The organism is Methylomonas sp. MED-D (assembly GCF_050276835.1).
Lineage (GTDB): Bacteria > Pseudomonadota > Gammaproteobacteria > Methylococcales > Methylomonadaceae > Methylomonas > Methylomonas koyamae_A.
The window spans coordinates 4,360,151-4,384,640 of the sequence record NZ_CP189965.1; the positions used below are offsets into that span (position 1 = coordinate 4,360,151).

General features: G+C 51.8%; 10 protein-coding genes. All 10 read right to left on the bottom strand.

Annotated elements, in window-relative coordinates; all coding sequences use genetic code 11:
* Positions 1 to 27: 27 nt before the first annotated feature.
* The 10 genes from ACQE3E_RS19630 to ACQE3E_RS19675 all read right to left on the bottom strand — a co-directional run bounded on the left by ACQE3E_RS19630 (position 28) and on the right by ACQE3E_RS19675 (position 24,447).
* On the bottom strand, positions 28 to 6,591 hold the full coding sequence (locus tag ACQE3E_RS19630; RefSeq protein ID WP_427500977.1) for a type I polyketide synthase: 6,564 nt from the start codon (positions 6,589 to 6,591) through the stop codon (positions 28 to 30).
* 2 nt (positions 6,592 to 6,593) lie between these two features.
* Positions 6,594 to 16,397 carry an SDR family NAD(P)-dependent oxidoreductase gene (locus tag ACQE3E_RS19635; RefSeq protein WP_427500978.1) on the bottom strand — a complete coding sequence of 3,268 codons (9,804 nt, stop codon included), beginning with the start codon at positions 16,395 to 16,397 and terminating at the stop codon, positions 6,594 to 6,596.
* Positions 16,398 to 16,473: 76 nt separating this feature from the next.
* Positions 16,474 to 16,674 (bottom strand): MbtH family protein, encoded by a 201-nt coding sequence (locus tag ACQE3E_RS19640; RefSeq protein ID WP_427500979.1) that lies wholly within the window; start codon positions 16,672 to 16,674, stop codon positions 16,474 to 16,476.
* A gap of 50 nt (positions 16,675 to 16,724) precedes the next feature.
* Positions 16,725 to 17,414 carry a thioesterase II family protein gene (locus ACQE3E_RS19645; protein WP_064031425.1) on the bottom strand — a complete coding sequence of 230 codons (690 nt, stop codon included), beginning with the start codon at positions 17,412 to 17,414 and terminating at the stop codon, positions 16,725 to 16,727.
* A gap of 549 nt (positions 17,415 to 17,963) precedes the next feature.
* Positions 17,964 to 19,277 (bottom strand): dicarboxylate/amino acid:cation symporter, encoded by a 1,314-nt coding sequence (locus ACQE3E_RS19650; protein WP_281021409.1) that lies wholly within the window; start codon positions 19,275 to 19,277, stop codon positions 17,964 to 17,966.
* 105 nt (positions 19,278 to 19,382) lie between these two features.
* Complete coding sequence (locus tag ACQE3E_RS19655) at positions 19,383 to 20,207, bottom strand: substrate-binding periplasmic protein (protein ID WP_071157324.1); 825 nt, start codon at positions 20,205 to 20,207, stop codon at positions 19,383 to 19,385.
* Positions 20,188 to 21,591, bottom strand: coding sequence for a hypothetical protein (locus tag ACQE3E_RS19660; RefSeq protein ID WP_313730594.1), 1,404 nt, complete (start codon positions 21,589 to 21,591; stop codon positions 20,188 to 20,190). The genes ACQE3E_RS19655 and ACQE3E_RS19660 overlap by 20 nt, the downstream gene beginning before the upstream one ends.
* Positions 21,581 to 22,189, bottom strand: coding sequence for a hypothetical protein (locus ACQE3E_RS19665; protein ID WP_427500980.1), 609 nt, complete (start codon positions 22,187 to 22,189; stop codon positions 21,581 to 21,583). The genes ACQE3E_RS19660 and ACQE3E_RS19665 overlap by 11 nt, the downstream gene beginning before the upstream one ends.
* A 246-nt stretch (positions 22,190 to 22,435) precedes the next feature.
* Entirely contained in the window at positions 22,436 to 23,623 is a 1,188-nt protein-coding gene (locus tag ACQE3E_RS19670) for an ABC transporter substrate-binding protein (RefSeq protein WP_427500981.1), read from the bottom strand.
* 2 nt (positions 23,624 to 23,625) lie between these two features.
* Positions 23,626 to 24,447 carry a prohibitin family protein gene (locus ACQE3E_RS19675; RefSeq protein WP_064031419.1) on the bottom strand — a complete coding sequence of 274 codons (822 nt, stop codon included), beginning with the start codon at positions 24,445 to 24,447 and terminating at the stop codon, positions 23,626 to 23,628.
* Positions 24,448 to 24,490: the final 43 nt, after the last annotated feature.

A 24,490-nucleotide genomic window follows, 5' to 3' on the forward strand; every position in this document is an offset into this window, starting at 1 on the left:
TCCCCGTACTTTGTCTGCCGACATGATTCAGAAGTGTTCCAAAAACCGGTCTATATCGGCTAATTGTTCGTCCAAGGATAATATCGGCTCCTCGCTGTTTATCGCGTTTTTTGCGTCGGCAACAGGCTCGGCGCTCGGCTCTTCCTGCTTGGGCCTAGTATCCACCAGCAAGCTCAACAGATAATCCGCCAACGCCGACAAGGTCGGATATTTAAAGGTCAAGGTCGCATCCAACGGCGGTTCGAACTCGCGTTGCAAGCGGTTGCGCAGTTCCATCGCCGTCAACGAATCCATGCCCAGCTCGAAAAATCCGCGCCTAGCGTCGATGTCGCCGGCAATCCCCAATACCGACCCGAGTAAGCGACTGACATGCTCCAGCATGACTTCCCGTTGCCGATCGGGGTTTTGCCGCAACAAAGACACAATAGATTCCCCGCCGTTAGAAGCGGCCTTGGTCGCCTGCGCCTGCCCCTGTTCCCGGCGGCTCAATAGCGCTTGAAAATAACCGTCGTGATCTTGATTGCCGGCATAGCGATCGAAGTCGATGTCGATAATCGCCAGATTGGCGTCGTCGGATTCGATCGCGGTCCGCATCGCGGCCAATGCAGTATCTGTCGCCATCGGCTTGACGCCCATCGTTTGCCATTGTTGGCGGCGAATATCGTTGACCGCCGCCGCCATGCCGGTATCTTGCCAGACCCCCCAATTGATAGCGTGCGCCGGCAGATTTTGCCGACGCCGGTAAGCCGCCAAGGCATCGACAAAGGCGTTGGCGGCTACATAATTGGCCAAACCGCCGGCGGCCAATACCGACGCCGAAGAAGAAAACAGCACGAAATAATCCGGAGAGCTTTCAAGCTCCAGACTCAGCCTATGCAAATTCCAAGCGCCCGCCACCTTGGCCGGAAAAACGCTGCTGAACACCTGCCAATCGTAGTCTTGCAGCAAACAATCGGCGAACACGCCGGCACTATGGAAAATACCGGCCAAGCCTTGCCGACCCGGTACATCGACCGCCCGACGCAAAGCGTCGTAATCGCTGACGTCGACGGCTTGGATATGGATCTCGACGCTCCCCGCCGCCGCTTGGTCCAGCGCTTGCTTCACTGCCGCGGACGGTGCCGTTCTTGCCAACAAGATTAAGTGTTTGGCGCCCTGCTCGATCAACCATTGGGTTAGCTTAAAGCCCATGCCGCCGAATGCACCGGTCACCAGATAAACGCCTTGTTCGCGTATCGTCAAAGGCTGATTGCCGCCGGGAAGGCAAGACACTAAACGCGGCACGAATAGCCGCCCGTCTCGCACCGCATTTTGCAATTCGGCCTGGGCATCGGTTTGGCAAACCAGTTGGCAAGTCGGTAAATCCAAGTCCATCCCTGCTTGCAAATCGAATAAGCGACATTGAAGCCGCGGATATTCCTTGGCGGCGACTCTGACCATGCCCCACAAGGCCGCCATTGCGGCTTGCGGACAGTCGCCGTCGACAACCGGCTTCGCACCTTGGGTCAGCACATTGAAAGCCTGTAATCCGATAGACGCCGCCCCTAAGGCCTGCAACAAATGCAAAGTGCCGGCGCAAACGATAGCCAGCGTTTTTTCCACCGCCCGACTGTCGCTGGTTTCGTCGATAACGCCGTCCAGGCCCGAACAAACCAGCACCGCATATTGGCCATTTTCTTCAGGCTCAAACCAATGTTGCAGCACACGTTCGAAATCCCGGCGTTGGAATGGGTCCACAGTCCACGAAGCGTCGGCGTGTTGAGAAAGCGCTTGGCCGTAATCGATCCTGGTACAACGATCGCCACGCGCGTTTAAATAATCCGCCAACCGGTCCGCCGCGCCCAAGCTATCGTCGACGATCAACCAATGGCGGCCGCGGGTTCGCGCCGCCTGAGTCAAAATCACGCTTTGTCGGCATAGGCGTTCGGTTGCGTCTAACGGCGCGGTAATGAAGGCCGTCGACGCAAATCCGGTTTCGCTCAATAAACCCTGCCAGCCGTTTTGATCCAATAACGGATAATTCGCCTGGCACCGCTGATCGTTGAACGCCCACCAACCGTCGGTCAACCCGAAAATCAAGTCCACCCACAGCCGGGGCTGTAAACCTTCCAACAACAGCAATACGCCCTGATCGTTTAACAACTGCCGGACATGGGACAGCGTTTGCGGTAAATCGGCAGTGGCATGAACAACGTTGGCGGCGACGACCAAATCGAAGCCATGTTCGGCAAAACCTTGACTGAAAGGGTCTTTGGCGATATCCAAGGTTTGATATTTAAGCGGCGGATAGTCGGCAAAACCCGCTTGGGCCGAACTAAAAAAAGCCGACGACAAATCGGTATACCAATACTCGAAATCGACCCTGCCGGCCAACAGCGGCAAGAGATGCCGCGTCGTGCCGCCGGTACCGGCGCCGATTTCCAAGACCCTTAATTTACGGCCTTTGGGGATTAACGCCAACCAGCCGTCCAAGGCCAGAACCGCGCTACGGTTCAAAATCGTAAAACCTTCCGCTTGGCTATATAAAGTCGCGGCGGAAATGTTGCTGTTTTCCGGAAACAGCAACGGCAGAAAATCGATGTTGCCGTTTAATACGCCGGCCAAAGCCCGCCCGCATTGCCTGAGCAATTGCATCTCGATGCCGCCGGCTATCGAACTCTGTTCCGGCCCGGCGACCAGCGGTTTCAACACTCGCCATTGCTCCTGTTCCAGACTCAAATATTGCGCTTGGCTTAACACCGTTAAACAGCGCTGCAGCAACTTCGAATAACGCGGTAAAACCCCTAATTGCCGCAGGCACTGCGCCAATTCGAAACCTTCACCCACTTGGTACGGAAACGCCAAATCCTGCAAGGCTTTCAGCACATAATTCAAGGCCTCGGCTTCCAAAACCTCGGCTTGGTTTTCGGCTATGCCTGGTGGCTGCGGCCAGTATTGCTCGGGGCCTCGGGCAATTTGCGCCAGCCAAGCCGCGCTTGCCTCGGGGTTTATCTCGTCGCTCGGGTTAGCGACGGCTTGCCATTGAGTTTTATAAAAAAGCCCGTCTTGCCGATTGGACGGCAATCGCTTTAAGCCCAAACCTAGTATGCGGGCGATAGTCTCGCCGTCTTCGGCCAGAACATCGATATCGAAAAGCCATTGCCCTGCTTCGACACCCGTTAACCGTGCGTGCGCATGGATATCGCCCTGGCCTATCGGCCGGTAATACGTCAGCAACGCCAGACTCGTTTGCACATAGGTTTCTTGGTCCTGCGGCAGCAAAGCGCCCGCCACTTGGAAACACGCATCCAGCATCGGCGGATAAAGAAAATAAGCACTGTCTCGCGGGGCGGCTTTGATCTTGCCCAGCGCCTGCTGGTCTTGCGCGGACAGGCTGTCCAGCAAGCGGTAAGCCGGACCGAAATCGATGCCTCGCTCGGCCATGGCCCGGTAATAGCGCTCGACATCCAAACCTTGGTTGAATACCGGGATAGGCGACATCGATTCAGCCGCTTGATTCAGCGTCTCTATCCTGGCGCTAAAATGGCATTGCCAGGGTAAATCATCCGCACAACGCGCATAAATAGCGCAAGCGTAGCCGTCAGCATCGGCCGTCAGTAACAATTGCAGGCTCACCGCCTGCTCCTCGTCGAATAGCAATGGCGCGGGATAACTCGCCTGCGCTATGCGGCAAGGCAGACCGCCCAAGGCCGCAACCGCCATTTCCAGATAATGGGCGGCGGGCAGTAAGAGCTTGCCGTGGTAACGATGGTCGCGGTGGAAAGCCAGATGGCTGGCTTGCAAAACGGCGCTAAAGACTTGCTTTTCCGGCTGATCGGCCGTTTCGAATGGGTTTTGCAAAAAAGGATGCAAGGCCGGCGCTGGCGCGGCCGTTCTCGGCGCGGCTTTAAACCAGTAACGCTGCCTACTGAAAGGATAAGCCGGCACATTCAAATGACGGCCTTTAAAATCCTGATAATAAGCCTGCCAATCGATCTTCAACCCGCCGCGATAAAGCGCCGCCAGCGTATCCAGCAAACCGCCGTCGGCTTGCCGGCTATCGAGGGAACTGATGGCTTTAATCCGGCCGTCCGGGTATTCGCGTTGTACCAATTTACTCAGCACGTTTTGCGGTCCGACTTCCAACATCCCATCCACGTCGTTGGCGACCAACTCGGCCAAGGCTTGGCTAAACAACACCGGGCTGCTGATCTGCTTCAGCCAATACTCGGCACTCGCCATTTCCGCACCGATTAACTGACCGGTCAGCGTGGAAATAATGTTTTTAGTCGGCGACCGATACGCGATGCCGGCCGCGCTAGCCGCGAATTCCCGAAGCATCGGCGCCATCAGCGGCGAATGAAAGGCGCGATCGACGTTCAAGACCGCATAAGCCATCCCTTGCTGCTCCAGATAACGGCTGAAGCGGTGCAGTTCGTGTTTGGCGCCGGATACCACGGTATTGGTTTTGCCGTTGTAGCCGGCGACGCAGAGGCTACTGCCGCATTCTTGCAAGGCGAGCCCGACTTTATCGGCCTCGGCCAACACCGCCAGCATGCCGCCCTCTTCGCTCAGCGCCGCCATCAGCCGACCGCGCTGCTTGATCAGCGCCAAACCGTCTTCAAAGCTGAATACCTCCGCCAAACACGCGGCGGCATATTCGCCGACGCTATGGCCGAGCAAATAATCCGCTTCGACGCCCAAGGCCAACCAAGTCCTAGCGAGAGCCACTTGAAAACAATACAAGGCCGGTTGGGCATACTCCGTCGATGCCAACCGCGCCGCGCCCTGTTCGGTAAACAGCAATTCGCGCAAGGAGAATCCCATTTGCCGATCAAATGCCGCTTCGCAGGCAGCGAAATCATCGGCAAACAACGGCAAATCGGCGAACACGTCTAAAAGCGGGCCGTTAAACGCGCCCTGGCCGGTGAACAGCAAGGCCATGCGCCTTTCCTCGCCGGCTTGGCCTTCGCTAAGCTTACGCAAACCGTCGACCGCTTCGGCCATATTGGTGCACGGCAAGGCCAGCCGATAGGCGAAATGATCGCGCCGCACATTGACCGTATAACAAAAGTCGGCCAGCTCCAAGCCCGGATTGGCCGACAAATAGTCGCTATAAGCCTGTGCTAGCGCGCGCAATTCGAGCGGAGTCCGCGCCGACAGCGTCAATAGCTGCCGGCGATGGCGGCAAACGGCAGCCTCGTGCGCCTGTTTCGGCGCTTCGGCGACCAAAACGTGCGCGTTACTCCCACCAAAGCCGAAGGAACTGACGCCGGCAATCCTCGGCTGGCCCTGCTCGACCGGCCAATCGGCCAATTGCCGGCTGACCGTCAGATTCATGGATTGCCAATCGACGTGCCGGTTCGGCTGCTGAAAATGCAATTGCTTGGGAATTTTTTGGTGTTGCAGCATCAACACGGTCTTGATAAAGCCGGCAATACCGGCCGCCCCTTCCAGATGGCCGATGTTGCTTTTCACCGAACCGATCGTCAACGGCGTTTGCCGCCGGCTGCCGTAAACCGCCTGCAAGGCTTCGATCTCGATAGGATCGCCCAGGCTGGTGCCGGTACCGTGCGCTTCGACATAAGCGACTTGTTCGGCTTTCAATCCGGCGGCTTGCAAGGCTTGTTTCAGCACTTGGCGCTGAGCGCTACCGTTGGGCGCGGTCAAACCGCTGCTGCGTCCATCCTGGTTGGTGGCAGAACCCTTGATCACCGCCAAGACCTTGTCGCCGTCGCGCTGGGCATCGGCCAATTTTTTCAATACCACCACACCGCAGCCTTCACCGCGCACATAACCGTCCGCGCCATCGTCGAAGGTTTTGCAGCGCCCGTCCGGCGACAACATGCCGGCTCGCGAAAAATTGATGCTGAATTCGGGCGCCAATAAGGCGTTGACGCCGCTGGCCAAGGCCAATCGGCATTCTCCGGCGCGCAGACTTTGACAAGCTAAGTGAATTGCCACCAACGACGAAGAACACGCGGTATCGACAGCCACCGCCGGCCCTTGCGTCCCCAAATAAAAGGCCACGCGGCCGACGGCGGTGCTATGCGCGGTGCCGGAAGCCATATAACTATCGATTTCGCGATAGTCACGGCTGGCCAGCAGATGGTAATAATCGTTGCCGCAGATACCGGCGAACAACCCTGTTTGACTGCCCATTAACGAAGAAGGCGGAATACCGGCCTGTTCCAACGCCCGCCAATGGCTTTCCAACAGCAGGCGCTGCTGCGGATCGAGACTGTCGGCTTCGCGCGGCGAAATATAAAAAAACTCGGCGGCAAATTGATCGATATCGTTGAGGTATCCGCCTTGAATGCTCAGGATTTTACCGGCGGCATCAGGGTTGGGATCGTAAAATTGCGCTTTGCTCAAACGCTGCTCCGGCGCCTCTCTGACGGCGTCCACGCCGTCGGCCAAAACCTGCCAAAAGGCCTCAAGATCCCCCGCATCCTCCCGGCCGCCCGGAAAGCAGCACGCGGCGCCAATGACGGCAATGTCGTCCTGTTCGCGGTTTTGCTCCAATTCGGCGATAGTGGCTTTTAGCCTTCGAATTTCGACTAAAGCGTTTTTGACCAATTGCTGATAATCGGGGGCTTCGGTACTCGCCATATTTATCCTAATTCCTTCGCCAGTAATTCAGCCGCTTGTTCCAAGGACAGCCCCTCCAGTTCGTCGCCGGCCGTTTCGTTTGTCCCGGCAACCCGTTCGTCGTTTGCCAGCAGCGACATTAAATGACCGCTCAAGGCTTGAATCGTCGGAAAGTCGAAAATCGCCGACGCCGGCAATTTGACCGCCAAGCCGTGATTGATCTTGTTTTTGAACTCCACCGAGGTTAGCGAATCCAGCCCCAGATCGAAAAAGCCGGAATGACGTTGACTCAAAGCATTGAGTTGCGCCACGTCCATCCCCAATACCGCCGCCAACTCCGTGGTAAGAAACTGTTTCAGCTTATGGCCGCGGTCGGCTTCGCTCAAGCGCCGCAGCGCCTCCGCATCGAATTGTCCGGAATTTGCAACCGGCACCGTTTCAATCGCGGGCGCCGCCGTACCGAAGGCCGCAAAAAACTCCCGCATCGGTGCATCGGCCAGGAATACCGGCCAATCGATGGGTAAAGCCGCCAGTTGTACCTCGTTACGTTTTAGGGCTTCGTTTAAAACAAGCCCGCCCTGCTCCGGCGAAATGTCGGCCAAGCCCTTGCGAATCCGGTCGCTCAGCTTCAGTTCGGCGGCGGAACCAATTTCCGACCAGCCGCACCAATTGATGCTTTGTCCAGCCAAGCCCCGCGCCCGCCGGTAAGCGGCAAAGGCATCCAAAAACGCATTGGCGGCGGCATGGTTAGACTGCCCGGCGCTACCGAGCAAAGAGGCCACCGAAGAATACATCAGGAAAAAGTCCAAATCGTCCGCTTGGCTGAGACTATGCAATTGCCATGCGCCTTTGATTTTCGGCTCCAATACGGTCCGAAAACGCTGCCAATTTTGTTGCCTTAACGTACCGTCGCTCAACACGCCAACCGAATGCACGATCCCCTTCAACGGCCTGCCGGTTTGCCGGATGCTTTGGAAAACCGCCTGCATGGCCGCCTCGTCGCTGACGTCGGCAATCAAGACTTCAACCTCGGCACCCAGAGCCCGCAGTTCTGTTATTTTGGCTTCGTTGGCTTCCGTCGGCACGGAGCGCCCGAGCAAAAACAACCGCTTGGCGCCTTTTTCAACCAACCACCGCGCACTATACAAACCCAGCCCTTTCAGGCCACCGGTGATCAGATAACTAGCATTGGCATCGCAAACGAAATCGTCGATATTGGCTTGGTTGGTCAACACGATTTTGCCGACATGTTTGGCCTGCTGCATGAACCGGAAAGCGTGTTGCATTTGCGGCCACTCGAAGCGGGTATAGGGCAAGGGCCGGTAGGTTTGCAGTTCGATATGCGCGATAACCGTTTGCAATAATTGCTGAATCATCCGCGGCTGGCTTTGGCATAAGGCTCTGACATCGATCGGCTGATAATTGACTGCCGGCGCCCATGCCGCCAACTGTTCAACCGTCAACAGCTCGCGCTTGCCGATCTCCAAGAAGCAACCACCTGCTTTCAACAAACTCAAGCCTGCCGGAATAAAATCGCCGGTCAAACTATTAAACACAATATCAATACCTTCACCGCCCGTTGCCTGCTTGACTTGGTCGACAAACGACAGGTCGCGGGAATTCATCACTAATTCGACGCCCAACTGCCGCACTTGCGGCCATTTGGCGACACTGGCCGTCGCATACACTTCGGCGCCGGCCGCCAAGGCGACTTGTACCGCCGCCATGCCGGTACCGCCCGCCGCGGCATGAATCAGCACCCGCTGTCCGGGCTGCAGTTTGGCTACCTGGAGTAAGGCGTGGCTGGCGGTCACAAAAGCGACCGGCAGGGTCGCCGCCGCCAAAGAAGGAATCGTGTCCGGCAATGCGGCGACGCAAAAAGCATCGACGATCAGTTCATCGGTAAACGCACCTTCGGCCAGGGCGATCACCCGCTGTCCGACGCTAAAATCGACAACCTCGGCGCCGCAACGGCTAATCACTCCGACGCATTCCATGCCTAAACCTTCGCGCTCGAACGGCAGCAAACCCAGCACATCCATGACGTCGATAAAATTCAGTCCGGCGTGCTGAACCTTGATTTCCACCTGATGCGGCCCTAGCGCGGTGTTGGCCACCTCCACGAGTCGCAGGGCATCGATAGCGCCTGCATTGGCTTCGGTTACCCGCCAGGTACGCTGGCTTTCCGCGCCGTTCCGTTGGTCGATCGCCGCCAGTCTGGGCACGAAACGTTGACCCTTCCGGTAAACCTGCTGCGATTCCAGCGCACCTTGCAACAAGTCTTGTATCAACAACGCGGCACTGGCCGGCTGATCGTCAAGATCGGCAACGACACTGTTCAATTCGGGGTGTTCCAACAAGCTGACTTTATTGATCCCCCATAGGGTTGCTGCTTCCGGGCAAGTGCTTTGGTCTTGTTGATCGATGCTTTGCGAGTGCCGGGTCAGGTGGCACAAAAGGCTTGCCGGGCGCTCGCCGGCCAGTAATGCTTGAATCAAGGCCAAGGCGCCGACACTCATAAAACGCGTGTTCTCCATCAGCAGTTCGCCAGACCGCGACTCCGCGGCCGATAACGACAAAGGCCAGCAGTTGACCACTACGTCGATATGCTGGCGGCGTTCGATGGCGGCTATCGCTTGCCGGTAATCGTCCGCTTGCTCCAGGTTAATTTCAAACCGCTTCGACTCCAAGGGTTTAAATTGCTCACCGGCAACCAGTCGAAAACAAGCTATGCCCCGCTGTTCCAGAATTCGACTTAACTGCTCGGCCAAGCCATTTTGATCGCCCGCCACCAACCAGGTCTTCGCGACCGGCTTCGGAGCCGAAGCCAACACCAAGGCTTGTTTAAATGGTGCATCCTGATGATCCGCGACCAAGCATTCGGCCTCCAAACCCAAATCTTGCAAGGCCTGTTGCCATTGCCGGCTATTCAATAACGGATAATCCCTGCGCAAGTTATCGTTAAAGGCCCACCAACCCTCGGTCAGGCCGAATACCGCATCGATCCAAGGCGTTGCTTCCACGCCTTCCAGTAAGACTAGATGTCCGCCGCCGGCTAATAACTGCCGACAATGACTTAAAGTGCGATGCAAATCGGTCGTGGCGTGCAACACATTGGAAGCAATGACGATGTCGAAAGACTGAGCCGCGAAACCCTGTGCTTGCGGATCGGCGGCAATATCCAAGATTCGGTAATCGACGAACACGTGGCCGGCAAAGGCTTGTTTGGCCTGCTCGGTAAAATAACGCGAGACGTCGGTGAAGGTATAGCGGCATCGCTCAGCGTCCAGGGCGTTCAGAATATGGTAAGTCGCCGACCCGGTTCCCGCGCCGATTTCCAAGATGCGGCAAGCGTTAGTCGTTGCCGTGCCTCGCGCCAATTGGGCAACGGCAACCGCCAAGGCTTGGTTCAGCACGGCAAACGACGGCGAGTGCCGATAAAAATCAGTAGTCGCCGAAGGATTATCCGCCGGAAAAATCAATGGCAAGGGATCGCGTTCGCCCCGCCAAACCGACGCCAGTTGTTCGCCGCAACGGGCCAGTAAATCGACTTCCGCCGCCAGCGCCGGATACTCCAGCCGTAACCGCTCCGCCAACATCCTAGCCGATGAAGGCAAAGTCCGCCGAAAACGCCATCCGCCATCGACCACGTCGACGCAGCCGGCTTCACGCAAAATGGCGAGCATGCGCTCGAACAAACGGCTAAAACGCCGCTGAACGCCAGAGCTCGCCATCAAGTCGGCGCTGTCGGCATAGACCCGTGAAGGTTCCATCCCCAGTTGCTCCAAGGCCTGCAGAAAATATCCCACCGCGACTTGATTCAAGCGGCCGCCGGCGCCCTTGACGGCCTCAAAGCTTAGTCCCTGCGCAAACTCTTGCCGTAAGGCGCTAATCACCTCGCTCTTACCCGCTGCGGCTTCTTGGTGTTGCCACTGGATTCGATAGAGCCCGTCCATGATCGCTAGGCTGGCTTGAGCGGCTCGCGCGGCGACCCGTTTCAGCATCACACCATTGAGGGCGGCAATCGCTAAACCTTCGCTGTCGTAAATGTCGATATCGACCAATAGCGCATCGTCGTAGCGCTTTACGAGCTTCGCCAAGCTCCATAATCCCGAGCCGGGATGGCCCCATAAGGCAAAGCGCTCGATACTGAACGGCATGTAACGCTGAACCCCGTCCCGAGGCAGCAACATCAAGGCGCATTGGATCGCGGCGTCGAGCAATACGGGATGCAGGCGGTAACCGGCGCCAGATTGATTGCAAGAGGCATAGGCCAACGCGCTTTCCCGACCTTGGTAGAGTTGTTCCAAACTTTGGAAACAACCGCCGAAACGGTAACCGCGTAGCGCTTGTTGCCGGTAAAAATCATCCTTGGATAGCGTTTGCAATTGCCCTTGTGTTTGGAGCGTATCCAAACGCCTGTCGCCGGTCTCGCGGCTCTCTACGGCGGCAACCGAGCAGCTGAAATGTTGCCGCCAATCGCCGTCTTGGCGGCTGTAAATAGTAATGTTATCGGCCTGTTTGACGGTATGCAGCGTCAAAGCGGTTTCGGAAACGGCGCAGGCTTTAGCGACCACAATCTCTTTCAACACCGCCCCGGTACCCGCCGCCGCGACGGCCATTTCGAGATAAGCGGCCATCGGCAAGATGACCTCCTCGTCAACGGCATGGCCGGCCAACCAAGCCAAGTCGCTTAAACCCAGACTGGCTTGATATTCGTCAGCCAGCGGCGAGGAAATAGCCTGGCCCAGCAACGGATGGCAATAGGCGGCGCTTAATGCCGCCGGTTTGGTCTGATAAACGTCGTCAAGCCAATAGCGTTGTCGCTGAAACGGATAGGTCGGTAACGAAACCTTGTTGTACGGCAGACTGCGGTAAAACGCCTGCCAATCAATGTTCAAGCCTAACTCGTACAAACGGCCGACATTTTCCGCCACCCTAAGATCGTCGTCCACGCCGGGATCCAAAGCCGGTAAGCACAGGATATTTTCCGTTTGGCCGGCGACTTGCGTGGCCAAGCTCGTCAATACGCTTCTCGGTCCAACTTCCAACAATATCTGCTCGCTGCCCTTCAGGCGCAAGGTGTCGATTGCCCCGGTAAAATCGACCGGTTCGACGATTTGCCGCAACCAATAATCGGCATGGCTCATCTGGTCGCTCACCGCCTGCCCCGACAAGGTGGAAATGATTCGTATCGCCGGCTTACTGAATTGAACCTTTGCCAATGCCTGTCTGAATTCGGGCAAAGCCCCCGCCATCAACGGCGAATGAAAGGCGTGGGACACTTTTAGCTCGGTAGCGGAGAAGCCGGCATCGGTTAAGCGTTCCAACAAACGGTCCACGCCGCTTGCAGAACCGGATACCACCAGCCGCTCCGGGGCGTTGAAGCAAGCGATCACCACGTCTTCGCCGGCATTCAGAAAAGGCGCCAATTGCGCTTGCCGGCAATTGACCGCCGCCATTTTGCCGTTGGCCGGTAACGCTTGCATCACTTGGCCGCGCTTGGCCACCAGCATCACGGCTTGATTCAGGTCGAACACCCCCGCCAAGCACGCCGCGGCGTACTCGCCGATGCTGTGGCCTATCATGACGTCCGGCTCGACACCCCATTGCTGCCATTGTTTGGCCAACGCATATTCCAGCGTGAATAAAGCCGGTTGAGTCAGCCCCGTTTGTCGCAGCTTGGGTTCTGAACCGTCTTCACCGAACAACACGTCCACGATAGAGCAATCCAGATAAGCGGCGAACAGTTCGGAACATTGGTCAAAAACCTGCCTGAAATAGCTACGGCTAGCATAAAGTCCCCGCGCCATTTGCAGATATTGCGCGCCTTGGCCGGTGAATAAGAACACCGTTTCCGGTCGCGCGCGTATCGGATAGGTTGCTTGACCGCAATGATTTAATTTCTCCAGCAACTGTTCGCTATTGGCCGCGGCAATCGCCAATCGAAAATCGAAATGCTGTCTTCCGGTTGCCGCTGTCGCGGCGATGCTCAACAAATTGAGCGACTTACCCGTCGTTAAGTACCGTTTATAGTCTTGAACCAAGGCTTGCAAAGCCTCGGGCGTTTGCGCCGATAACGGCAATACGCAGGCTAAATCTATAGGCTCCGGGCGTTCGGTTTCCTCGGCCTCGGCAATAATCATGTGCACATTGGTGCCGCTAAAGCCGAACGCACTGATCGCCGCAGTTCTGGGTCTGTCGGCTTGTTTGGGCCAATCCATGCCTTCGGACGGCACCTTAGCTGGAATTTCGGCCAACGGAATGCGCGGATTGAGGTGTTTGAAATGCAGATGCGGCGGGATGAATCGATATTTAAGCGCCAAACACAATTTAATCAATCCGGCTACGCCGGCCGCCGCTTCGGTGTGACCGATATTGGTTTTAACGGAGCCGATCACCAAGGGATTGTCCGCCGTCCGGCCTTCACCGTATATTTTCGCGACCGACGCTATCTCGATAGGGTCGCCCAACGGCGTTCCGGTACCATGCGCCTCCAACACCGAAACCGCCGCGGCCGGTAGCTCGGCGTCAATCAAGGCTTGCCGTATCAGCGCTTCCTGTGCCAAACCGTTCGGCGCGGTAATGCCGTTGCTCGCGCCGTCTTGGTTGACGGCGCTGCCTTTGATGACCGCAAAAATCTGGTCCCTATCGCGAACGGCATCGGCCAACGGTTTTAACAACACTAAACCGCAACCTTCGCTGCGCACATAGCCATCCGCCTCGGCATCAAAGGTTTTACAACGCCCGTCGGCCGCCAGCATGCCGCTTTTGGAAAAGGCCATCGTCAAATCGGGCGCCAGCATTAAGTTGACGCCGCCGGCCAACGCCAAACGGCAATCGGAACGACGCAAGCTTTCACAAGCCTGCCGGACAGCCAGCAACGACGAGGAACAGGCGGTATCGACACTGACGGCAGGACCGTTAAAACCGAAAAAGTAAGCCAAACGTCCAGCGGCCATCGCCGCTGAATTACCGATGGCATGATAGACGTCGTAATGTCTATCCCGATTTTTTTCGGCCGCCAGCAACTCGTAATCGTGCCCTGATAAACCGACGAATACCCCGGTCTGTTGAGCCGACCGCGGATTAATCCCCGCCTGCTCGAACGCTTCCCAAGCCGTTTCCAATAATAAACGGTGTTGAGGGTCTATTAAACGCGCCTCTCGCGGCGTCACATTGAAGAACTCGGCATCGAATCGATCGACATCGTCAATAAAACCGCCGTGCGGATTGGCATCGGGCTGGTAGGACCGGTAATCCCAACGTTCCGGCGGTACTTGGCCGATACCATGCAAACCGGCGCGCAAATACTGCCAAAAGCTATCTGCCGAACGAATACCCCCAGGAAAGCGGCAAGCCATGCCGACAATCGCGATGTCGAACGGCCGCTGTTGCGCTGCTGGCCTTTCCGCTGCAACCGGTTCTGGAAAACCGAGCAACGGAGGCATTGCCGAGGGTTTCGCCGATTCGCCGTTAAAATAAGCGTCGATCGCATTGGCCGTGCCGTAGGAAAAGAAAAACATCGGCTCTAGCGGGACGCCCAATTGCTTGCTTAAAAGCGTGCGCAGCTCCAACAAGTCTAAGGAGTCCAAGCCCATCTCCATGAGGGCACGCTCGGGAGAAAACATCGCTTTTCTGGATTCGCCGAGTATCGTCCGTATCGCTTCGTTAACAATCTTAGCTTTCGAAACCGCATCGGCAACGGAACCCGCCGCTATAGAATCTTGGCAATGGCGTTCAGCCTCGGCCATCGAATACCGAACTAAAACGCCGTAGCCCTGATTCTCAACGTCATCGGGCCAGTAATCGGCAATCGGCTTGACCACTTCGGCTCCGTGATGAACGTGAAAATGCAGCACCGTATCCCACTGGCCGCTGTCGCGGCATTTTTGCAAATACTGCGGCATCGTCAAACTGCCCTGTTCGGCAAACTGCTTGCAACGGCTGATGCCCACGACCGCTTCGCAGTTACCGTCCAAACCACAGACGTACAATAAAAAATCCAGTATTTGATCGCCTAGGCCCAAATGTTGAACGCTGGGCTTAATATTCATACCCAGAATTTGTAGGATCGAGCCTTGAGGATCATGGAGCGCGGGCAATTGCCGGAAAGTCGTCTGATCGAGAGCCGCCTGCGTTTTAATTCTTTGGGTATAGAGTGCGCCTATCACCTCGCCTTGTTGTTCAAGCACATACTGACCTTGCGGGTAACGTGCCAACCTAGCCGCGATCACGTCGCGTCCGGCGGTTAAATGCGCCGGCCAGCAGGCTTGATCGAGATCGACCAGGGCGTCCAGGTCATCGCTAAATGCGGGCCGCAGCCGATAAGGGCGCTTTTCAAACCAATTTAAGGTAATGCGGCTGAAAGGCAGGGTTCTAGGATAATGTCGAGCATAAGCCAGACGCGGAAATAGGCCGCTTTCCGCCGCCGCCCATAAAAACTCGTCGGCATCGACCAACATCTGCCCCGAGAAGGCGTGATAGGCGTCGAAATGCAGGTTTTCGCATTGATCCAAATAGCGGGCAATCACCTGGGGCGGCAAGCTGTGGACCTCCAAGAACATCGCCCCGCTGTCGCCGATAATCGCCGACCAACGCATCATATGTTCGACCAGGCTCTGATACACCACCTTTGCGGGGATCGCCTGACCATCGCTGTCGATATAAACCCCGTGCGTCCGTCCTTCGGCTCTTTGCCGCAATTGATCTTGCAGCTTCGGTGCGATGTAAGGCCGGTCATGATCCAGAAAAGAACGGATATGTAAAATTTTTCCGGTATTCGCGATGCCGGCAGCTTGTAAATCCGCCAAAAACCGGGCTGGGTTACCAATGTCGGCTTGAATGGTTGTATGCGGAAATTCAGCCAAGGTCGCCGCCGTTGCCGATAGCGCCTTTTGATTGTAATCGGCGCCGATCAACATTAACGGGTAGCGATCGAGCTGCCGGCCTCGCTCGGTTTGGCTCTGGATGACCTGATAAACGCGTTTTAACAGTGTGCCGTCGCCGCAGCCCATATCGGCAATATAATCGGGCTGAGTTTCGATCGGCGTTTGATTAAAGATTTCAACAATGATGGCTTGGCAATCTTTAAAATATCGTTCATGCTGAAATCCGCTGGCCTGAACGTTTAACAAGCGGTCCAAATGATTTTCATGGCCTTCCGCGTCGCGACAAAATACCTTGCCGACGTCGCCGAATAACAGTTCGCCCATATTTGCCAGCATCGGCCGATAGGAAAACACCGTACCGGCAACAAAAATACGCTCACACAAATGCCGACCGGCGGCACTGAAAACCCATCGCTCGGCTTGGCGCTCTATCCAGCCTTTATTTAAAAAACACTGTCGCAGTCGGTCGCGCTGAGCTAAAAAATGAAACGTCTCGTCGAAATCCCGACCGTCGCGATCCGGTTTTTGTTGAAAAAACAATGGCAGTAGCCATAAACCATCCAGAAAATCGGCCAACAACGAATCCTGAGTAGACCAATGCCGTAAGGACTGATCCAACCAATAGTCGATGGTCTGTTGGCTATCGGTAGAAAAATCAAGCCTTAATAAAGACTCGAAGTTATCCGGTAGCCGAGCCGGCCAATCAAACCTAGAACCCGCTCGATAAGTTTGATTCAACGCCAATATTTCTAAAGACTCGAGTAGCCTCAACGCGGCTTTCAAATGCCCTGAGTTGCCTTGCGTACGCGCTAACAGAGCATCGAAACTAACGGCCTTGCCGTCGTTGAAAATGCTAAAAAATGTTTGTTTCCGCAAACCATGTATGACGGGAAGAGCAACAAATCCGTGACAATAGCGGTTGATCAGTTCTAACATTTCAACGTATTCCGATGAAAAATGGCACGTAGCCAATATCCGCCAAAACGGCCCGTCAAACTCGCCGAGCGCCTAATTATTGATCCATAGCCCGCCGCAAACTCAGCGGCCGCATGTCTGTCCACACGTTTTCAATATGATCCAAACACACTTGCTTAAGGCCTTCCGTACCGTCGGCTGTCCAGCCGGATGGCAAATCGCGGCTTTTCGGCCAAATTGAGTATTGTCCCTCGTGGTTCAATACCACCCTAAATATTGTATTTTCGTCGTCGAACACAAGTAATCTCCACAATAGTTATATAGTCATTTAAAAATACGATGCGCAACTTAGCCCGCCAGCGCGTCAATGATCTTTTTGGCCAATTGCTTCAACAAGAATTCATCATCTTTAAAATAAAAATGACCTCCATCGAAATACGTAATATCAATCGGCTGTAAAGTCTCCAGTTGCCAAGCTAGGGCTTGCTCGTCGCTAACATTGTCATAGCGGCCTAAAAACAAATGTACGGGAATATCCAACGCATTCTGCTTTTGATGACAATAAGTCTCTATCATCTGAAAATCCGATCGAATAATAGGTTCGAACAGCGACATGATTTCCTCATCCCGCCAAACCGCATCCGGGATGCCACCCAGCTCTCGCAATACTTGCCTAAATCGCTGACTAGGCATTTTATGTTTTGGTTCGTCTTCGATCACGGAAGGCGCTCTACGGCCGGATAAAATCAATTTCTTAGGTAACGGCATATTTTCACTATCGATCTTCCTGCAGAGCATATAAGCGATAAATGCCCCCATACTGTGACCAAAAAAGGCGTAAGGCCGTTGTAGGCTATCCTTGATCCGTTCGAAAAGGTAATCGGCCATTTCCTCGCTACAGGATATACACGGCCGCGACATCAGGCTGCCCCGCCCCGGCAACGGCAGAACATTCAAGCGAATGCCGGTTAAACTATTACCCAACTCACGATAACAATGTTCGTTACCCCCGGCAAATGGAAATGCAAAAAGCTCCATTCCTTCCTCAACCTTAACTAGTTAAGACTTCAATCCGCTTAATTTGTGTAGCCGTCAAAAAGTAATTTTGTACCGTCGTTGAAAAACATGGCAAAAATTAAGCGGCTGTATAATTTGCAACAATTCGTTAACTCTAGAAACCGTTCGATAGCTGGTACATCAAAATAGTCCACACACAAATACCGAGTTGTTTAACCTTGAATTACACTGGCCACCGGTTCAGCACAAAATTCAAATTACCGACCACCTAACCCTCCCGGCAATCCGTCATAGATTTGCCATTTAACCAACGCCCAATCACTAACGTTTGTTACTGGCGAATAACCGCGTACTCGACTAGCACCATACCTTCTTCCGAAATGGAGAATAATCGTTCTTAGTCAGTCCGCCGAAAGTCTATACTCGGGAAACCGTTTTTTCCGCTTCAATTCCCAGAAAACCGCCTTCCATATTACCCAATTATCCACAATCCATATTGGATCAAAATAGTGATCGGCTACTAGAAAACCCGAACCGCGCCAACGCCGAAATCATGATCACTAAAACGAGCTAAACCCGAGCCGGAGTACAGGTGACGTCGCTATCGGTTTCCGATAACGATACCGCCAACGCACAATTGGCTTGCACATTAAGTGCGGTCACTATCGGATCGACAACGGGATCAATTGCAATGAGCAGAATGATAGCTACACTGCTCGGTAATCCCAACGGATCAAGAATCATCGCGATCATACTCAAAGCCACCATACTCGGCGCACTCGACGAAGCCACGCCGGCCAGTATCGATCCCATAAAAATAATCAAAAGTTGCTCAAAACCAAGCTCCGCACCATAGATTTGCGCAATGAAAATGCTGGATATCGCAAATTGCAATACAGATGCCGGAGGATTGATCGTAGCCCCTAACGGAACAATCAAATCCGAAACATTTTCATCAACTTGCAAATTATCTTTCAAAGCAGCCAACGCGGAAGGAATAGTAGCGAAACTGCTAGCGGTACCCAACGCGACAATCATAGGCTGCCGCAATCCGGAAACCGTTTGCCAATAAGATAATCTGTGCTTTAATTTCCACCAAATAATTACACTGTAAACGATTATCGTAACCACGCATGCGATATAAATATATTGTATCAATTTAACGGTGGCCCAAACGATATCGATACCCACTTGGGCAATTTGTCCGGCAAATAGGCATAACAAACCAAACGGCAATAAATGCATCATCCAGCCGATAATAGATAAAAACACATGGTAAAACGCATTCACTACCGCCAAAGCGGTTTTATTGGCTTCGGTATCTATCATACCCATGCTAATACCGATCAGTATCGAAAAAAACAAAATTGCCAACGTGTCGCCTCTATCGAGCGAGCTAAAGATATTCTCCGGAATGATCGCTTGAGCATAGGAAAAAACAGTCGGCTTTTGGACTTCCGGCGGCGCCGTTACACTCAATTCTGAACGATTAATAGTCTTACCCAGCGTAACTTGGGCATCGTGTTGCAATCCGTCCCCAGGATGCCCAAGAACCCCGAACGCCACGCCTACGCTGCTGGCAATAACCAAGCCTAAAAACAAAAAACTACCCAGCCTCGAAAGCTGGCTTTTTTTTATGCCCGAAACAAACAAATTACCCAGACCGGATATCACTGCCGATATCAGAATCGGCAATACCAACATCTGCAGCAACCTTAAATATAAGGTACCTATCGGAAGCAGTTGCCCAGCTAACGACTTATCGAATATGCCTATAGCCACACCGGAAAAAACACCGCCAAAGATCACCCACGGACTCAGCAACCAGTTTTTTTGAGGCTTAAATGAGGCTATTTTTAAAAAAAAACGCTTAAATAAACACATTGTTGTTAATAAATACCGTATTCCCTAGCGACGGAGGCTGCCCGCCCCCAATATGCAACTTAGATGGGAAATATATAAACAGCCAATAGATATAAAAATATCAAACTACTGAATGTTCGAATATTTCGCATTCAATTCCGATATAAAATTATTTTTGGCGTGTTGGATGTATAAATTGAGCCATGCCAACAAGTGAGTATCCCGCCAGTTTACCGCCATCGCCAAAGTATCTTCGCTTTTCTTGATAAACTCCGACTTCAAAAACAAACTATCTTCAGGATGCTGCTTGCTCCAATTCATAACCTCTACTTCGTCATAAAGAAAAGCCAGCACTTTTGCTTTCTTGGTGTTTTCTATTCCTTCGGCCACACTGTCGTAACTAACAACCCCAGCCAGCGGAAATATTTTAGCGGCAAAGTCCACATAAGAACTGCCTTTTAAAACACCAATTTGGATACCGTTTTGATTTAATAATCGCTCGATTTGATTAAAGTCCGGATGATCCTTATATGCGGATAACTTCAAGCGGTTAATCAGCAGCGCTTGTCTCAGCGACCAATAGGGAACGGTAAAGCGCACCATCATCGCTCTATCCAAAGTATCGCTTAACGAGCTAATTCCGACATCCGCTTTTCCTTGGGCGATAATTTGAGCGACCTCGTCAAAAGTCCTGGCTTCTCTGTTTAAAACCAGCTTTACATTCAATTTTTCCGCGATATCTTGTGCGATTTCAATATCAATCCCTTTAAGTTGTTGGTTGCTCGCTCTCTCGCAAAACAGAGGCACGTCATCGTAATACATCGCAACGATTAATTCGCCGCGCTGTTTGATACGCATAATGTCGGAAGGCATTAAGCTGGAATCGTCGGCAACCGCTCCAAAAATCATAAAAAACAGCGACAAAAACAATTTAAAATTTAAATGACGCATAAACCATAGTTTGAATCCACATTTCATTGCCACCGCCAAATACCTGCTTCCCGCCTTTGTTTGGGATAAATGTTTCGATGCCCGCGGCAATATCTACAGCGTCGCTTACGGCCCAATCAGCGACTAAATCAACTTCATTACCGTAGTCGGATGAACTGACACTCCATACCGCCGGATCGTCCAGCTGGTAATTCAAATAAATTAAATTAACGGTAACGCTTTCAGTCGGCGACAACACCAATCTCGTAGTATTAGTGATAAGATCGGTATTATCAAATATAAACTCGCCATTAATTTCACCTTGAAACCAAGTGCCCCAAGTTTTAAACCCGAAATTCATGAAGTCAAAACCTCTTTGCATGTAAGCATAGCGATAACTTAGCGTCGGCTGCCAAGGAGTTTCTGAAAAACGGTATTCAATTTGACCAAAACCGCCGGAAATGGATTTTTCACCCATATCCCCGTACCAATAAAGAGTCGGATTATTCGGATCAACGTCGGTTAACTTATTGTTTAGCTGATAAACATATTCAGTGCTAATCGATAAACCAGGCAATTCATGCGGCAATGGCTTAAAGTCCAACCGAAAGTCATACGCATCGGTGACAGCAGTCAAACTGCCACCATAATGATCATCGTTAATATAGCTGAATCCGACATTAACAACATCCTTATAATTATATTCCATATTCATCCCTGTATATCTCTTCCGATTCTCCGGATTTCTGGGATTGTTTTCCAAATAAAAGCCTTCGAATTTCAGGCCTTTGAAGTTAATGCGGGCAATCAGTGTATTGACAAAGACCGTTCTCGAACCGATCCAATAAGAACCTCGAAAACCACCATCGTCGGTACCGTTTGCCAATAACAAGCCGGTTCCCAACTTGTAATCTTGAGACCCGGCTGAAAAGTCAATCGCATCCTGTCCCAATGCTTCAAATAATTTGCCGGACTTCCAGCCGATATGCATTTGTTCCGCCATCATCCATTCTTTAAAGTCCGGGTAAGGGGCATAATCGTCCCTAGAAGAGTGTGGATGCCCCCTAAAAGTAATACCAGAAGGATCGTGTCCAAGCATCGCGCTATAAATCATACTAAAATCGCTGTATAGCTGACTGCCCTCGCCCAGATTCAGCCCCCCGCGTATTTCCGGCTCGAAAGTATGTTCCCAATAAATATTACTTAACTTATCCGCGCCAGGGTCTCCGGAGCGTTCGTTAATTTCCCCCAAGGCCGCCATTTGAACTTGCATTCTGCCGGAAAGAAAGCCATATTCTCCTTGATACACAGAATATTCCGCGCTTGCCGAAGACGCCGTCAGCGAAATAGTAATGAAAAAAATCCGCCGCCATGGATTTTGGTTTAAAAATGAATTAATCTTCATCTTCAGGCGTGCTTGTTGCCGTATAACCAGCTTGATTGCTCGTCCATTCCATGCAAACATAATCTACGGAAAACTCGGTAGGCAGCGTAATTTCCAATAATTCTTCCGGCGACATTTCCAATACAGCCTGATTGTCGAATTTATATGGAAACGGTTTATAACCAACGAAATCGCGACTTAACGCGACAATTCGCTTTAAGGTACCTGGAAAACGCTTTTCCCACGCTAACGCGGCTGTCTGTACCGAACGCATTTTATCGATTAAATATTTATTGGGAATTGGGCACTTCCGATGATCGGCAACTAAAAACTTTGTCGCTGTTTCATTTGCCGGAAAAAGCGGGTACCAAGAACAGTCCATAGGCTTAAAATCCCCGTTTTTACAAGGCTTTGAACATATAGCGTGAAGATTGTCTTGAAAAGCCAAATGATCGGTTTTCAGATCTACTTCGCCAGCCAACTCATATTCACCAGGCAACAGCATAATCCAATTACCACCGCGGAATTTACAGCAGGCGTATCCGCAGAGCGTTTGGCGCTCCATGCATGCCGAGAAAACACCGTCATCATTTAAAACTGTATTTCCCGTGTTGTACATAAACCGCTATTGACCTATTTAAGCAATGCCATAACCGAGGATGAATAAATGTGTAACAGTTAGATATTGATTACTTATCCTTCACGACATCCGAAGCGCATAATAAAATTATTCCGATGAATGGGGTGAACAGCAAAGAACCGAATAAATACCCCCAAAAGCCAAACTTTTTATTTCTCCCCAAAAACGCGATAAACCAGCTGACAAGCACATAAACTAGCGAAATTACGATTACCATAAACCCCTCTATTCGACCAGGACAAAACGCCCATCAACTATCTGCTTGATATATATTTCTTTATTGCTAGCCAAGCCATTTTTGTCAAAAAAATATCCACCGTAACCTTGCGCGTAACCATATTTCAACGTTGAAGCCACTTGAATAGGGTTGCTGCTCCCGGTCTTTTGAATAGCATCGGCTAAAACCCGTATCGCCTCGTAGCCCTGATAAGCGCTATAGCTACCCTCCACGCCATATGTGTTCTTGAATTTTTCGTTAAATTCATTTTTTCCCGAAAAAATCGATGCTACATAGGTTTGATTCGCAGTTTGGTTAGACCAATCCCATATTTTTAGGATATCCAGACCGTCCCCTCCAATAATCGGCTTATTAACCCCCATTTCACGCAATTGCTCAATCATTTTAGCCGCATGCTCTTCCGCAGCCGCCATCACAACCGCGTCAAAATCCTTATTCATCAAATCGTAAATCATTCCTTTATAATCGGATTGCTCCACGAAAAACGATCGAGCGGCTACGATTTCCAGCGGTGGCTCAACTTGGGCGGAAAAACGCTGATACAAATTTAAACCATACAAATTCCTAGAAAATACCAGCAAAAGCTTATTCCAGTTTCTTTCCTTAGAAAACTTAATTAATTTACCAACAAAAAACTCCTCGGTTGGAATAATGCTAAAGGTATATATAAAGTTATGCTCCGTCAACAAATCAGCAGTGGCTGCCGTAGAAATGAATAAAATACCGTTATATTCGTAAGTAATCGAGGCTGGTATTGCGGATGCCGAAGAAGAATGCCCTACGACCGCGACAATTTTATGATCCTCCGCGATGCTTAACCTCGAGTCCTGCGCACTATCATCAGTCGTATCGTCATACTCGTGAATAACCAATTTAGCCTTAACCTTTTTATCATCCAATTTAAGCACAAGCCCTTGTTCATTTACTTCCTTTACGGCAAGGTTAACGCCATCCATAAAAGCTCTATCGCTGTCCAGCCAAACCGCTGCGACATGAATCTCGCCATCCCCTTGATTAGCAATGTCCGAACGCGCATTCAACGAATAGTCGTAGGTTAATGTGTACGAAAAAAAGCCTCTGTAAATTCCAAAAGAAATACCGAAAAATAATGCAACGTGAAAAATGGTCCGTAAAGTTGCCTTTATATTTCTAAGTATACTAACCTGTATGCGCATCTTTATTGCCCGGACTCACCACCAATGATAATAGGCAATTGATTACCGCCATTACCAATAATGACAGTTTTCGCATTATTCGATTCAGCTAATGCACGCGTCGCCTCTATACCCTTCCATTTCAAAACGTCATTATTCAAAGATTGACTGATTCGAGTATTGTAGTTATATATCCCATCCGCCTCGATTTTCTTTCTTTCCGCCTCCTGCGTTTCTCTCGCCAACTTATATTGATAGGCCTCGGATAATTGCTTCTGCTCGATCTTTGCCTCAATTGCATCCTCGACTTGTTTGGGTAAGATTACTTGCTGTAAAACAACATCCTGAATATAAATGTAATTTTTTTCTACTTCGGACGCCGCTTGAACGATAATGTTATGCAGACTTTCCCCTTTGGTCGTATAAATATCGCTAACAGAGGTTTTACCGGCATGTACCCGAAGCGTATGATCAACTTCCGGTATAACAATTTTTTCCAGGTAATCCGGTCCAATTTTTTGATGCAATATACCGACCGAATCACGCTCCGGATAGTAGCGTATCGAAACTATAAGCTCTATTCTTAATCCTTCTTGAGTAAGCACCGAGAGTGAGTGTCCTTGTTGCTGAACCCTAGTGTTGTAAATCGCCATAGAGTTCCAAGGAAAAATTATGTGGAACCCTTCCTTATACACTCTATCGGTAACGGTACCGCCAGCGAACCTCTTATATAGAACGCCCGCCTCACCCGCCTTGATAGTAATAAACATCGTCTGATAAAAATACGCAACGACTAATAAAACAATAATCGTAGAGGTGATTACGGCAGGTAGAAAGCGCTTCATCGTTTAAATTGAGCTCAGAGTTAAATATGAAGCTCATGCCTCA